Raw genomic sequence first — 14672 nt, forward strand, 5'->3', positions numbered from 1 at the left:
ACTAGTTTGTTTATCCTCCCCACGTCAAACGCAGAACGCGCAGCCAATTCTCGTAAGCCAGCTTGCGCAGTTCGGCTGGCGTAAACCCGGCCTCGGCCAGCGCCTGCAAGAGGCGGGGCAGACCGCCCACATCGCCGATGGCTGCCGGCATCAGTGCGCCATCAAAGTCAGAGCCGAAACCGACGTGATCAATGCCCAATCGTTCGACCAAATACTGGATATGCTGCACCATCACCGCCAGCGGCATATTGGCATCGCGCTGCCCGTCGGGGCGTAAGAAGGTGACGGCGAAGTTCAGCCCGACCATCCCACCCGATTCGCGGATCGCCGCGAGCTGCTGGTTGGTCAGATTGCGGCTGCTCGGGCAGATCGCATGCGCGTTGGAGTGGGTCGCCACGAGCGGCGCGTCGCTCAGGCGGGCCACATCCCAAAAGCCGGCTTCGTTGAGGTGCGAAAGATCGATCATGATGCGCAGTCGGTTGCACGCTTTCACCAACGCCTTGCCAGCCTCGGTTAGGCCGGGGCCAATATCGGGCGAGGCGGGAAAGGCGAACGGTACGCCGTAGCCAAAGATATTAGGCCGGCTCCAGACCGGGCCAAGCGAGCGTAGGCCAGCTTGGTAGAGCACCTCAAGCTCATCGAGATCGGGGCCGATCGCCTCAGCGCCTTCGATGTGAAAGATGGCAGCAATGACATTGTTGGCGAGACAATCGGCAATCTCGCCAGCCGTGCGGCAGACGCGCAACTGGCCTTGCGATTCGGCTTCGACGCGAAACAAGCGCGCCGCCATCGCTAAGGTCGTGCGCAGGGCATAACCGTGATCGAGCGCCGGCGGCAACGGCAGGTGGTAGGGTGGTTCGGGCAGTGGTGTAGCCTGCGGTTTGGGAGCAGGCGGCGGCGGCACGTAGATTGCAAAGAACCCGCCGCCAAACCCGCCGGCGCGGGCGCGGGGCAGATCAAGATGGCCGTGCGGGCTGGCAGTAAAGAAGTCACGCTCTTTACCCGGTTCAGGCCGATACAGGTCGAGCACCACATCGTTGTGCCCGTCAAAGACTGGTGGCCACACAGAGGTTGTCATCATGTTTTCCTTGATGTTTCCTCATCTCGCTTACAGAGAGAAAGAGTTGGGGAACAGACGTCAATGCGCCTCGTAAGTCATTGCGGGGGGATGAGGTCAGCCAGCGGAGCTAGTTGACCCGCCCCTGCAGCGATCTCCCGCGATCGCGGGAGGGATCGGTCGCTACAGCCGCACCGTCGGTGGAGTGGGAGCAATCTCCCGCGACCGCAGGAGGGACATCTTTTACGCATCGTGTGTTCCCCACCGGTTAGGGTGCGCCGCCGGTGGGCAGCGAAGCCCCCCGCTTTTGCACGCAAGCGTCCAGCGTTCGTTCGCGCCTGCGCGGGAGATTGCTACGAGAGCTTCGCCCCCTTCAATGACGAGATTTCACCTACTCCAACCACCCCCGAATCTGATCAGCAGCGCGCCAGCCCTCTTCGATGGCTAGATGCACTCGACCCTGCCCGGCTACCATATCACCCGCCACAACAATCCGATCCATTGTCGTCAACGGGGTAGCGGTGTCTGGCAAAGCGTAGCGCCAGCGTTGTACATTGATCCACAGCGGCGCACCTAAGTCGCCGGCGAGAACCCGGATCGCCGCCAACGCCTCGTTGATTGGCGGCGGTAACGGATCGGCGGGGGCGAAGGTCCCTTTCTGCAACGTGTCCCAGTGGGTGGTTGCCCACCCGTCGCTCATCTGCGCGATCAACAAGCCGACCTCATCTGGAGCCCGGCCCGGCTTATCGTGTTCGCAAGCCAGCCAACTGATTGGGTGTTGGCGATCGATATTGACCAGCGCATACCAAGGCACGTTAGGGCGGTGGGGGAAGGCGGCAGTGATACTGATCGAGCGGCGGTATTGGACGGAATGGAGCGCTGCGATCAGGGCGGCGCTCGCCGGCGCGAGATCGCCGGCGGCGAGGATCGCAGCACTCTGCGGGGCGGGTCCAGTGAGCAGCACGGCGTCAAAGCGGCCCAGATCGCTTCCATCAGCAGCAGTGAGACGGTAGCGGTCGCCGGTGGCATACATGCTCGCAACGGTGGTCTCTAGCCGCACATCGAGGCCGTTGGCGAGATACTTAGCCAAGCGCGTGATACCGGCGGGCCACGTCCACTTTTGCTCATTTCCATACGCAAGATCGCCGGGGCCGATCTGGTTGGCGGCGGTAAACGTCCATACCGGGCGCTGGATTTGCACCGCATCGCCGGTGGCGGCAATGAGGTCTTGCAGAGCAGCCGAAGGCGCTTTCACATATTGCGCGCCGTGGTCGAAACAACAATCGCCAATGCGGCGGGTGGCGGCGCGCCCGCCCACACCGCGACTCTTTTCAAACACCACCGTGGCGATGCCAGCGGCTTGCAGTGCGCAAGCGGCGGCCAACCCGGCCATCCCAGCACCAACAACAGCAACCGTTTTCATCAACCAGCCTCATTCTTCGAGCAGGGCTTGCAAATCGGCCCGATCATCGTCATCATACGGGCCAACTACCGCCAGCCACTGTTGCTGATCTCCCAACAAGCGGTGCGCAGCGCGCTGCAAGTCGGCAAGGGTGAGCGCATCTATCTCGGCCACGATCTGCTCAACTGGTTGCACTGTCTGGTGGCGAAGCAAGCTGGCGGCGTTACGTGACGCTACCGACCATGTGTCTTCCAACGAGAGCAGCAAACTGCCTTTCAGTTGCTCTTTCACCGTTGCCAGTTCTTGCGTCGTCGGGCCGTACTCGGCCAAATCGCGTACAATCTGGCGCGTCATCGCCACCGCATCGCGTAAGGCCTCCGGTTCCACCCCGGCGTAGATCACCCACATGCCGGTATCGGCAAACTCGTTATGGTACGAGCCGATATTGTAACTGAGACCGTGCTCTTCGCGGATGGTCTGGAACAGGCGCGACGACATACCGCCGCCGAGCAGGGCATCAAGCGCCTGCACTGCTCGCCGGTCGGGGTCGTGGTATGAGACGCCGGGCAGACCAAGACAGACATTGCCCTGCTCAATATCGCGTGGCAAGAGGCTCAGCCGTTGTTCTCGCGGCAACGCCGGCGCCGCAACTGCGACGGGACGCTGGCCGGTAGGCAGATCAGCAAAGGCGCGCTCGATTGCAGGGATCGCTTGGTCGGCGCTGATCTTGCCGGCGACCGACACCACCAGATTGCCGGCATGGTAGCCTCGCCGGAAAAAGTGCAACAGCTCGGTGCGCGATATGGCGCTCACGGTGGCAATGTTGCCAGCGATGTCACGCCCAAATGGGTGATCGCCCCACATCGTCTGCTGCAACAACACATGTACGACTTCGGTGGGGTTGTCTTGAATCCCGCGAATCTCTTCGATAATCACCCGCCGCTCTTTTTCCAATTCAGTTGCGTCAAACAGCGGGCGTTGCAGCATCTCGCTTAACACGTGCAATGCGCGATCGAAATGGATCGCAGCAACTTTAGCGTAGAAGACGGTCGTTTCATAACCGGTTGAGGCGTTAAGATAGCCACCGACCCCCTCAATCGCCAGCGAAATAGCATGGGCTGTCGGGTACGCGCCGGCGCCTTTAAAGAGCATATGCTCGATAAAATGAGCAGCGCCGGCCACTTCTGCCGGCTCATAGCGAGCGCCAATATCAATGAAACAACCGATCGCCACCGAATGGGTGTGCGGCAACTCTTCGATCAAGATGCGAATTCCATTGCGGGTTGTGTGTAAGTATGGCATCGTATGATTCTAAGGTGCTAGACAACGGAAACAACTACAGTTCGCGCCGCCAGAACTCTAAGCGCGAGGCCGGCTGACCATGCGATGCTGGAATGTCCATCCGTTCGATCACATAACTGCGCGCGCCGTCAGGGAACATCTGTCGGATGCGTAGCCGTTGCCGTCCGGCTCGCGGGTCAGGCAGCAGTTCAATCGAGGTTGGCGCTGCGCGTTCGATCATGCGCAGCAGATGGGCGTAGGTCTTGCCGACTAACTCACGGGGATGGCGGCCAATGATTTGATTGGCGAAGACGGTATTAGCAGCAGCGAGCCGTTCGCTCTCGTCGAGCAAGGCCACGCCTTCGGGGAGACTATCAAACACGACCCGCAACAAATCACGTGAGCGTTGCAGTTGATTCGTGCGTTCGGCAATCAGCTCTTCGAGGAGCTGTGTCTGTTCGCGTAAGCGGGCGACGAGTTGTAACGTGGCGCAGACCGTCGCGGTCTGGCGGGCAAACAATTCCAACAGGTTCCAATCAAGGCCGGATGAAGTGGCTTGCGGGCCGACATAACCGAGCGCCAACCCGCCGATCGATGCGCCGTCGTGGATCAAAGGCAGGGCAATGCAGGTCAGCTCGTCGGTGAGCGCCATCGTCACCACGCTCTGGCTATCAGCCGTCAATTGGGCTGCGCCGCCAGCAGCGGCGACCGGCGCTTCAAGCGAGAGGTTGGTAGGTGCGATCCAAGCCGGTTGGCTCTGGGGCGAGGGGCGCACGAAGAGCAAGCCCCAACGAGCAGCAAAGGTTTCGGTCGCGATGGTATGGCACTGCGCCGCCACATCGCCCAAGGTATGGCTGGCCGTAAACGTCTGGCCGAAGTTGAGCAAGGTCAAAATATGTTGTTGGCGGAGGCGGCTTTGCTGATGGAGCCGCGCCGCGCCAATGGCGACGCCGAGCTGGGTGGCCACGCTCTCGATCAAGATCAGATCACTGCTACTAAAGGCGTGAGTGGCGAGCCGATAGACGATCAGCACCCCGATCGTTGCCGTTGATTGCCGGATCGGCGTCGCGATCAGACTGCCGCCGGCCTGCAATTCGCGGAGCTGGAAGCGACGAATATCGTTGGCGAGATCGAGCAAGACCACACTGCTGCCGTGGCGCAAGGCCCAACCGGCACTGCCCTGCGTGATCAGTTCGGCGGCCCGTTCAGGCGGCAACAGCCGTGGCGCGCCAAGCGCCGCCGTCAGCGCATAGGCCGGTTGCTGATCGGGGCCAAGCAGCACGACAGTCGCTTCATCGGCGGGTAGATTGATCGTGACCGACTGTAACGCCTGCTGCGCTAGCGCCATCGGTTCGAGGTCGTCGCGAAACTCGATCCCTAGCCGCGCCAACAACGATGTTTGCCGGATCAGTTCCTCAGCTATCGCGTGGACGGCCAAAGGCGGGCCGGCGGGGTGCAACTGGCGGCGCAGTTGGGCGTTGGCGCTGCGCAACTCGCGCACGTGCGCCACCAGTTCGGCGACAGTCAGAGCAGCAAGATCTTCGGTGTCCGGCATAGTCATTCCCGGCAGTATTGCGGCGATCAAGGATCTAGTATACCACGATACTAGCCAGAGATGCCGCCGGACGATGGTTAGCGGATATTCGCCACTTCAACCCCGTTTTGCGCCATGTGGTGCAAGAACAAGACGTGGTGCAAATCGCCGTCGTGGGCATAGATGCCAAGCTCGCGTGCCACTGTCACCGGGGTGTCGAAGGTGTCAACCGCGTTGGCGGCTACAATGACCCGCCGTTTGAGATTGAAAGCGTTGGCTTCGAGCCGCAGATGCATTGCGGCGGTGTAGACGCATAGATCGGTGCAATCGCCAACCAGCACAAAGGTGTCGAGCTGTGGATGCTCGGCCAGCCATGCGCCGAAGCGGGTGCCAAGGTGCGAGCTGAGCGAGTTCTTTTCAATCACCACAATCTGATTGGCAAATGGCAACTCAGCCAGCTCGCGAATCGTCTGGCTTTCGGCAGTGCCGGCTACACAGTGCGGCGGGTAGGCGGCGAACTCTGGCGTCGCCGGATCGTGGGTGTCTTGGGTTAACACAAAAGCGCGCACCCCTAGCTCGTAGGCGCGGTTGAACAGCATGACCACTGGCTCGACTAGCGCGCCGACTCGTGGCCCGGCCAGCGGCCCCTCTTTGCAGAAGCCGTTGATCATGTCGATCGAACAGAGTGCAACCCGTTCCGGCGCATCGCCAATGATCGTCGCGAGATCAACTTCCGGCAAGGTGTTATACCACTGCTCGAGATAGGTCAGAAATGGTGCGCTGCGCGTAGCCAAATCGTGGATTGCGGGCATCACTGGCCTCCTTTCTTTGGTGTAAAACTGACACTATTTTACCACGAACTGGCGTGTGCGTCAAGCGAAGATCGGCTGGGCAGCCTGTGCTTCATCGCAATCATGGGCTGACGGGATGGTGTATCACAGCAATCGTCCGTCTGGCAATCTTGAGCGAGCCGCTGATGTTCTAACGCTATGCTATTTGTTTTCTACCTTGATACAAGTCAAATAACCTATCCTGATGATGTATTGGCGAGTTGTCTGATAATAAAGTGATAACGCTCCAATGCGGCAGATTCTTCACCAATTCCAATGAAGTTTCAAGTATAATGGGATTGGCTCTTACTGTGCGCAAAATCAGATCGACAGCGCCGCGGTATGGGTTTGGCAGCCGAGAGATGGTACGCTGATTCAGCTTAGGCGAGGAGGAATAGACATGGTGCGCGAACGCTATATTCGCCAGATCAGCGCCTTGCGTGAAGATCTGCTGCGAATGTTCAGTATGGTCGAGCAGCAATTGTTACGCGCTATTCATTGCCTTGAAACATGGGATACCGTTGCTGCGGCGCAGATTATTCACGATGATCAGCAGATCGATGAAGCGTGGCGGACATTGGAAGAGAGTGTGATCCACGTATTGGCTACCCAGCAGCCGGTAGTGGCGTCTGACCTGCGTTTGACCAGCGTGGTGACAGCAATTGCCGGCGAGTTGGAGCGGATTGGCGATTATGCCAACAGCATTGCCAAGCGGGTGCGGCGCGCGTCGCGCCGTGTAGCTTTTGTCGCGCCGCCGCCCCAGATTCACGAGATGGCCCAACTGGCGTTGCAGATGGTTAATACCAGCCTCGAAGCGTTTTTGCGCCAAGATGCCGAATTGGCTCGTTCACTGACCACTCACGATGAGCGAGTGGATGAGCTAGAAGATGCCTTGCGCGCCCTGATCATCGCCGATGCCCGTCAAGACCCTGACCGGTTTGAAGCGGCGATCGATCTGCTGGATATGGTGCATGCCCTCGAGCGCACTGCCGATCGCGCCACCAATATCGGCGAACGGGTGATCTATTTGGTGACAAGTAGCCAGACGACGCTGAACTAGGCCTATCCGCTGCGGCTGGCAGGGATACATCATGATACGTCCTACCGGTACAAACCTTGTGCTGCTCCCGCCATCGTTCCGTGCTAGCCATCTCTCCGCCTGGCGAGTGTCTCGGCTCTATGCGCGCTTACCACTTATTATGATATAGTATACGTTGTGAAACGACTCAGCGCCGGCGCTGTTGCTAGAGGCTGCCGGCGCTTGTTTATGGGATATTTTAGCTAGGAACGCGCTGCGGTGTTCCCTTTCTAGAAGATCTGACGAGGCGGATGTGACGCGACCAACCTATCTCCAAGCTCTAGCCGAACGGGTGTTGATCTACGACGGCGCAATGGGTACCTCGATCGATACCTTTGATCTGACCGCCGAGGATTACGGCGGCGAGGCAACCTTTGGCTGTCGCGATTATCTGGTAATCACCCGTCCCGATGTGATTGAAGCGATTCATACCTCATTTCTCGAGGCCGGTTGCGATGTGATCGAGACCAATACCTTTCAAAGCACTCGCCTCCGTCTTGCCGAATGGGGATTGGGTGATCGCACGATTGAGATCAACCGTGCCGCCGCAGCGCTAGCGCGCCGGGTCGCTGATCGCTTCGCCGAACGTGATGGCCGCCCGCGCTACGTCGCCGGTTCGATGGGGCCGACCGGCAAGCTGCCCTCGTCAGATGATCCTGAGCTGAGCAATATTACCTTTGCCGAGTTGTCAGACATGTTTCGCGAGCAAGCGATTGGCTTGATCGAGGGTGGCGTTGATCTGTTGTTGGTTGAGACGAGTGTTGACATTCTTGAAGTCAAGGCTGCGCTCGACGGCATCCGCCGGGCTAAGCTCGATCTCAACCGGCCCGATATTGCGGTGCAGGCGCAGGTCTTTCTCGATCTGTCTGGGCGTATGCTACTGGGTACCGATGTGCCCGCGCTGATCGCCACCCTCGAAGCGATGCCGGTTGATGTGATCGGTCTCAATTGTGGCACCGGCCCCGAACATATGCGGGCGGCGATCGAGTATCTGACTGCCCATTCGCGTAAGCCGATTTCGTGCATCCCCAACGCCGGCTTGCCGCTTGAGGTGGAGGGACGCACAGTTTATCCGATGGAGCCGGAGCCGTTTGCCGAGACGCTAAGCGAGTTTGTGCTCGATTACGGTGTCTCGGTCGTTGGCGGCTGTTGTGGTACCCGCCCCGCTCATATTGCCCGTTTGCGCCAGATCTTGGGTGATGTGCCTCGACCCAAACCGCGGCAGGTGGAATATATTCCCAGCGTCAGTTCAGGCATTCGCGCCGCGGCGCTGCGCCAAGATGCTACCCTCACTATGATCGGCGAGCGGTTGAATACGCTCGGTTCGCGGAAGGTGAAGCGGCTGCTGCTGCGCGACGACTACGATGGCGCGCTTGAAGTGGCCCGCGAGCAGGTCGAGAGCGGCGCGCATATGCTCGATGTCTGTGTGGCGATGACCGAGCGCACTGACGAAAAAGAGCAGATGACGCGCCTGATCAAAAAGCTGACCCTCAATATCGAGTTGCCATTAGTGATTGATACAACTGAAGCTGATGTGCTTGAGGCGGCGTTGTCAATCTATCCCGGTCGCGCTCTGATCAATTCGGTCTCGCTTGAGGGTGGACGAGGCGCGAAGATTGATAAGGTGTTGCCGTTGGCGGCGCGCTACGGTGCAGCAGTGATTGCAATGACCATCGACGAGGAGGGCATGGCTCACACTGCCGAGCACAAAGTAGCCATCGCCGAGCGGATCGCCCAAATTGCCCGCGATGAGTATGGTTTGCCCGCCGAAGCGCTCGTCTTCGATGTGTTGACCTTCCCGATTACGACCGGTCAAGAAGAGCTGCGCCGCTCGGCGATCGAGACGCTCGAAGGAATTCGGCTCGTCAAACAACGAATTCCCGGCTGTTTTACCACGCTTGGCGTGAGCAATCTCAGCTTTGGTGTGGCCCCGCATGCCCGCGCTGCGCTCAATTCGGTCTTCCTCTACCACGCTGTGGCCGCCGGTCTTGATACCGCGATTATTAACCCGGCCCACGTGACTCCTTATGCTGAAATCGATCCTGAACAACGCGAGCTGTGCGAAGACCTGATCTTTGCCCGTCGCGAAGATGCGCTGGCCCGCTTTATCGCCTATTTTGAACAGCATGCTGCCAGCAGCGACAACGAGCGCGAAGACCCCACTGCCGGTATGACGGTCGATCAGCGGTTGCATTGGAAAATTCTGCACCGCAAGAAAGAGGGGATCGAGGACGATATTGATCAAGCAGTTGATGAGCGCTTGCAAGCGCTTGGCTTGCACCTCAGCGATCCGGCGGCGGCGGCGCGTGATGAACAGGGTGCGTCGCCACAGGGTCGGGCGGCGATTGAGGTGCTGAATAACGTGCTGTTGCCGGCGATGAAAGAGGTTGGCGATCTGTTTGGCGCCGGCCAACTGATCTTGCCCTTTGTTTTGCAGAGCGCCGAAGCGATGAAGAAGGCGGTCGCCCGGCTCGAAAACTACCTTGACCGCATTGAAGGTTCGAGCAAGGCGAAGGTGGTGCTGGCAACGGTGTACGGCGATGTGCATGATATCGGTAAGAATCTGGTCAATACCATCCTCTCCAACAACGGCTACACCGTCTACGATCTCGGTAAGCAGGTACCGATTAATACCATCATTGAGAAGGCGCTGGAAGTGCAAGCCGATGCGATCGGTCTCTCGGCGCTGCTGGTCAGTACAAGCAAGCAGATGCCGCTCTGTGTGCAAGAGTTGTATCGGCGCGGACTCAATATTCCGGTGCTGGTCGGCGGTGCCGCGATCAATCGCCAATACGGCCAGCGCATCACCTTTGTCGATGAGGAAGAACCGTACCCCGCCGGCGTCTTTTACTGCAAAGATGCCTTTGAGGGGCTAGAGACCATGGATCGGCTGAGCGATCCGGCTATCCGCGAGCAGTTTATCGAGCAGACGATCCGCGAAGCGGCGAATGTGCTGCATCGGCGCGTAACCGGGCGGGTGGCCTTGGATGAACTCGGTGTAGCGTCGCAGGCCACTGCTGCCGGTGTGCGTTCGGCGGTGCGCACCGATGTGCCGGTGCCGGTGCCGCCTTTCTGGGGATGGCGGGCTACTAGCCGTATCCGCTTGAGCGATGTCCTCGAATGTCTTGATCGCAACAGTCTCTACCGGCTGCAATGGGGGGCCAAGAATGCCAAAGGCGCTGAGTGGGAGCAACTGCGGGCCGAGTTTGATCAGAAGGTGCGCCAATTGCTGGCTGAGGCTGAGCGTGACGGCTGGTTGCAGCCGAAAGTGATCTACGGCTACTTTCCGGTGCAGAGCGATGGTCTAGAATTGATCGTCTATGATCCGGCTAACCGCTCGCGCGAACTCACTCGCTTTGTCTTCCCGCGCCAGCCGGCCCGCGAGCGCCTCTGCATTAGTGACTACTTCCGCAGCGTCGAAAGCGGTGAATATGATGTCGCCGCGTTCCAGATTGTTACGATGGGTAGCGCGGTTGATGAACTGGTTGATGAATTGCAACGGCGCGGCGACTACAGCCGCAGCTACTACATTCACGGCCTCGGCGTCAGTTTAGCCGAGGCGCTGGCCGAATACACTAACCGTATCATCCGGCAAGGGCTGGGCCTCGATGAACGGCGGGGTAAGCGGTATTCGTGGGGCTACCCCGCCTGCCCCGATCTCGCCGAACATGCCAAGCTCTGGCAGATTTTGCCCGGTGAAGAGATTGGGGTTACGTTAACCGAAGCCTTCCAACTCGTGCCTGAACAAAGTACCGCCGCGATCGTGGTGCATCATCCCGAAGCAAAGTATTTCAGCATCGGCAGCACCATCGAACGCGCCGAAACCGACACCCAATCCACACCGTAGGGGCCTAGTATGCTGTGCCCTTAACCATTTCGTACACCGCAGCAATCCAACCGTAGGGGCCCAGCAGGCTGTGCCCCTATGGTATCCCCAATGTGACAATCTATTCACTTTGCTCGCCCATTTTAGTCCTATCTACATATATAGCCCAAAAGTCATGTAGATCATCTCCAGCCAATCATCTACCCTGCGAAATGAATGAAATTTCATCTCAGCACCGTTACACAAGGGTAGAAAATGAACAATCTATCATCTCCGGTGCACTGGCTGATCCTCCTCGGCCTCCTTCTCTTCTGGACAGCAACACCGGTTCGTGCTGCCGGTGTAGTTGGCAACGGCACGCCGGCGAGTTGCACCGAAGCTGCACTCCGCGCCGCTGTTGCCAATGGCGGACGGGTCACCTTCAACTGTGGTCCTCAACCCGTGACGATTACCCTCTCGAGTCAATTGGAAGTGCGCCAGAATACTGAGATCGACGGCGGTGGCCCGCAGCAGGGCGGGCGGGTGACGCTGAGCGGTGGCGGACGCACCCGCATTATTTGGCTCTACGACACGACTCTGACTATCCGTAATCTTACGTTGGTTGACGGGCGAAGCGTCGAAGGTGGCGCAATCCGTTCCGCCGGCCTCAACGCGCAGGTCTTCATCTACAACAGTATTTTCCGCAACAACGATAGCACGGCTGGAACTGATGAAGAAGGCGGCGGGGCTATCTCGATGCATTTTGGTAAGCTTCACATCGAAGACAGCCTTTTTGAGAACAACCGCGGCATCAATGGCGGAGCCATCTACAATCTGCGCTGTCCGATCACCGTATTGCGTTCGACCTTCCGTAACAACGATAGTTCACGTGGCGGTGTGGTGGCCAATTTCGGGTTTGGCGGTGCGATCTACAACGATGGCGCTGGCCAATCAGGTGTTGGCGGCCAGATTGTGATCCGTGATAGCATTTTTATCGGCAACAAGGCGCGTAATTTTGGCGGTGCGGTCTATTCGTACCTGTACCATCCCGACCGTTCTGAAATCGAGCGCAGCTTCTTCGCCGATAATGTCGTTTACCTTAGCAGTAACAATCGAGCCAGCGGCGGCGCGTTGATGCATCACAATGGCCCTCTTACGCTGCGCGACTCGACGTTTGTTAATAACCGTTCTGAAGATAACGGTGGTGCGATTCTGATCGCGCAGACGACCTTCTATGCCGGCTGGAATCGCTCCATCCTCGCTAATCTCACCGTAGTGGGCAATCGCGCTGATGCGCCAACCGCCGATCAAGGCAACGGCGGCGGTCTCTATTTTAACGGTGGGCAAGCGACCCTAATTAATGTCACTGTTGCGCACAACTACGCCGACCGGCTCGGCGGCGGTATCTACAATACGTCCAGTAATAGCGCTGACGTCGAGTTGCGCAATGTGATTATCGCCAGTAATCAACTCGGTAGCTCCCACGACTCAATGCAGTGTTTCGGTACGTTTCGCGGCAGCCGTAACCTGCAAAGTCCTGAAGGTCGCACCTGCATAAGCGGTATCACTAAGACAGATCCACGGCTTGAAACCGCCGTAGCGTACCATGGTGGCTCGTTACCGACCCTTGCCCTTCTCGCTGGTAGTCCGGCGATTGACGCGGGCGCTGATTGCCCGCCGCTCGATCAACGGGGTGCAGCGCGGGTGGGCGCGTGCGATCTCGGTGCGTTTGAGTATGGTGGCTCTGCGCCGGCTGGCCAGCTTGATCCACCCACGCTGATCGGACTGGCCAGCCATAACGGCGGGCCGTTGGTGCAGTTGTCGTTCGCTCCGGTGGCCGGTGCAGTGCGGTACGAAGTTGAAGCGCGACGCGACGATGGCGCAACATGGGTGCTCCCAGTTACCGATAACCGCATCCTGCTCGATCAGGGCCGTTATACCGTTCGTCTCCGTGCTTGTAGCGAAATCGTATGCAGCGCGTTTGGCAATGGCCTAAGCGTGGAGGTGACACAAGCACCGGTCAAACTATTCGTTCCCTTCGTCAGACGGTAAGAGATGTAAGTCGGCAAAGTCAACCACCTGATTGCGCCCACTGTGTTTGGCTGCGTAGAGTGCTGTGTCGGCGTGTTGAATGATCAGATGCGCATTTTGGTCATTTGACTCACACACCACGAATCCGATCGAGATGGTGACCGGCCCAAGCAGTCGACCGGCAAAGGAGATCTGCCGCCGCTGCACCGTCTCTCGGAGAAGTTGCAAGCGCGTTTGGGCAGTTGCGCGATTGACACCCGGCAGAATCAAAACAAACTCTTCGCCGCCATAGCGACAAGCGAGATCACTCTGGCGCAAATGCTCGCGAAAGATAATTGCTAATTCGCGCAAGAGGGTATCGCCGGCGTCGTGGCCATACTGGTCGTTGAATTGCTTGAAGTGGTCAATATCAATCATCGCCACCGCGAGCGGCGTTTGCTCGCGCTGCGCGCGGTGAAGTTCGCGCGGCAGGCTTGACTCAAGATAGCGCCGGTTGTATAGGCCAGTTAATGAATCAATGATTGCCTGTTCGCGCAATGTCGCCCGTAACTCCAGATTAGAGAGCGCCAACTTCAGCGTGTCGCCGGTCATCACGATCAACTCGCTGCGCGGTAATTCAGTGCCGGCAATGTGGAGCAGGCCGTAGATTTCTCCCTGCACGACGAGCGGGACGCAACACGTGCAATCGTCAGGATCTGCACGGATATGAGCGCAGCGCATACCTTCACCAGCGCAGGTACGGTGGATCAAGCCACGCCGCAAGGCCCAGCATTGGTCAATGCTCATCGAAGTTGGGGCAGTTGTAGTGGCGCTCCAAGCGGCCAATAGGTTCAGATTGGCCGTCCCCGGTTGCCGCACCATCAGATAGCCGCTCTGGCGTGGGAAGATCCGTTGCAAGCTGAAGGCAATGACTTCGGCAGCCTCATTGGTGGTTTGGCAGACTTGCAAGAGGTCGTGCAATTCGTTAACCATCAGGATCTCAGCGGCTTGCCGGCGCGCTTCAATCATGGCTTCCTCAAGCCGCTGATTGGTTTTCATCAACAGCATCTCAAAATGGCGTCGCTCGCTGATGTCGCGGTTGACAGCGACAATACCGGTTGGTGTGCCTTGCTCATCACGGATTAACACCACGATCGAGTGAATGGGGATGTACTTGCCATCGCGGCGCCGTTGCTCAACTTCGCCCTCCCAGTGGCCAGTTTCGCGTAAGATGGCGGATGCTTCATCGCTTGTCGTATCGCTGAAACGAGTCTCGAAGAAGGTTTCCAGCCGCTTGCCGATCACCTCTTCCTCTGTCCAACCGTAGATCTGTTCAGCGCCGCGATTCCAACTCACGACGACATAGTTGAGATCGGTGGCAATAACTGCATCAGCGATCTGATCCAACAATTCGGCCTGCTGGCGAATGCGATGATTAAGCTGATAATGGTGGTGAATATCACGCCAAATAGCCACAAAACCGTCATTGAGCTTGCCGGCATGCACCTCGACATAGCGTTGTTCACCAGACGGCTTGGGGATGGTAGTTGTCCGGCGCACTGGCACGCCGGTCTCGATCAACCGGCGTAAATCGGCGAAGGTGCCATCATTCAGGTAATGCGGAAAGAGATCAAGCAACCGTTGGTTCAGTAATTGCTCGCGGCGGTACCCGGTT

At 58.5% G+C, this 14672-nt stretch carries 9 protein-coding genes; 3 read left to right on the forward strand and 6 right to left on the reverse strand.

The window, feature by feature from the left end; genetic code table 11:
• Positions 1 to 10 precede the first annotated feature (10 nt).
• The 5 genes from Q1A00_RS00365 to Q1A00_RS00385 all read right to left on the reverse strand — a co-directional run bounded on the left by Q1A00_RS00365 (position 11) and on the right by Q1A00_RS00385 (position 6086).
• Positions 11 to 1078, reverse strand: a complete 1068-nt coding sequence (locus Q1A00_RS00365; protein WP_366144849.1) for a dipeptidase — start codon at positions 1076 to 1078, stop codon at positions 11 to 13.
• Between the two features lie 370 nt (positions 1079 to 1448).
• Positions 1449 to 2480 (reverse strand): FAD-dependent oxidoreductase, encoded by a 1032-nt coding sequence (locus Q1A00_RS00370; RefSeq protein ID WP_298403677.1) that lies wholly within the window; start codon positions 2478 to 2480, stop codon positions 1449 to 1451.
• Between the two features lie 9 nt (positions 2481 to 2489).
• The gene (locus Q1A00_RS00375) at positions 2490 to 3761 is read right to left on the reverse strand and encodes a pitrilysin family protein (protein ID WP_298403675.1); all 1272 of its coding nucleotides are present in this window, start codon (positions 3759 to 3761) and stop codon (positions 2490 to 2492) included.
• Positions 3762 to 3795: 34 nt separating this feature from the next.
• Positions 3796 to 5295, reverse strand: coding sequence for a GAF domain-containing protein (locus Q1A00_RS00380; RefSeq protein WP_298403672.1), 1500 nt, complete (start codon positions 5293 to 5295; stop codon positions 3796 to 3798).
• 77 nt (positions 5296 to 5372) lie between these two features.
• Positions 5373 to 6086, reverse strand: coding sequence for a cysteine hydrolase family protein (locus tag Q1A00_RS00385; protein WP_298403669.1), 714 nt, complete (start codon positions 6084 to 6086; stop codon positions 5373 to 5375).
• Between the two features lie 418 nt (positions 6087 to 6504).
• On the opposite strand from Q1A00_RS00385, the gene phoU reads away from it, so the two are divergent.
• From phoU to Q1A00_RS00400, 3 genes are all read left to right on the forward strand, one after another.
• Positions 6505 to 7164, forward strand: coding sequence for a phosphate signaling complex protein PhoU (phoU, locus tag Q1A00_RS00390; protein ID WP_298403666.1), 660 nt, complete (start codon positions 6505 to 6507; stop codon positions 7162 to 7164).
• Between the two features lie 271 nt (positions 7165 to 7435).
• Positions 7436 to 11029 carry a methionine synthase gene (gene metH, locus Q1A00_RS00395; protein WP_298403663.1) on the forward strand — a complete coding sequence of 1198 codons (3594 nt, stop codon included), beginning with the start codon at positions 7436 to 7438 and terminating at the stop codon, positions 11027 to 11029.
• Between the two features lie 234 nt (positions 11030 to 11263).
• Entirely contained in the window at positions 11264 to 13039 is a 1776-nt protein-coding gene (locus tag Q1A00_RS00400) for a choice-of-anchor Q domain-containing protein (RefSeq protein ID WP_299754724.1), read from the forward strand.
• Here the strand turns inward: Q1A00_RS00400 and Q1A00_RS00405 are convergent.
• Positions 13013 to 14672, reverse strand: a 1660-nt coding sequence (locus Q1A00_RS00405) for a diguanylate cyclase (protein ID WP_299754727.1), incomplete at its 5' end; no start/stop codon positions are given. The two genes, Q1A00_RS00400 and Q1A00_RS00405, sit on opposite strands and share 27 nt — an antisense overlap.

The sequence above is a fragment of the uncultured Chloroflexus sp. genome (assembly GCF_938091255.1).
Classification (GTDB): domain Bacteria; phylum Chloroflexota; class Chloroflexia; order Chloroflexales; family Chloroflexaceae; genus Chloroflexus.

Excerpts from the sequence above, each read along its gene's own strand:
- Q1A00_RS00385 (WP_298403669.1), bottom strand. The coding sequence starts at position 6,086 with ATGCCCGCAATCCACGATTTGGCTACGCGCAGCGCACCATTTCTGACC.
- Q1A00_RS00365 (WP_366144849.1), bottom strand. The coding sequence starts at position 1,078 with ATGACAACCTCTGTGTGGCCACCAGTCTTTGACGGGCACAACGATGTG.
- Q1A00_RS00370 (WP_298403677.1), bottom strand. The coding sequence starts at position 2,480 with ATGAAAACGGTTGCTGTTGTTGGTGCTGGGATGGCCGGGTTGGCCGCC.
- Q1A00_RS00400 (WP_299754724.1), top strand. The coding sequence starts at position 11,264 with ATGAACAATCTATCATCTCCGGTGCACTGGCTGATCCTCCTCGGCCTC.
- Q1A00_RS00375 (WP_298403675.1), bottom strand. The coding sequence starts at position 3,761 with ATGCCATACTTACACACAACCCGCAATGGAATTCGCATCTTGATCGAA.
- Q1A00_RS00380 (WP_298403672.1), bottom strand. The coding sequence starts at position 5,295 with ATGCCGGACACCGAAGATCTTGCTGCTCTGACTGTCGCCGAACTGGTG.
- phoU (WP_298403666.1), top strand. The coding sequence starts at position 6,505 with ATGGTGCGCGAACGCTATATTCGCCAGATCAGCGCCTTGCGTGAAGAT.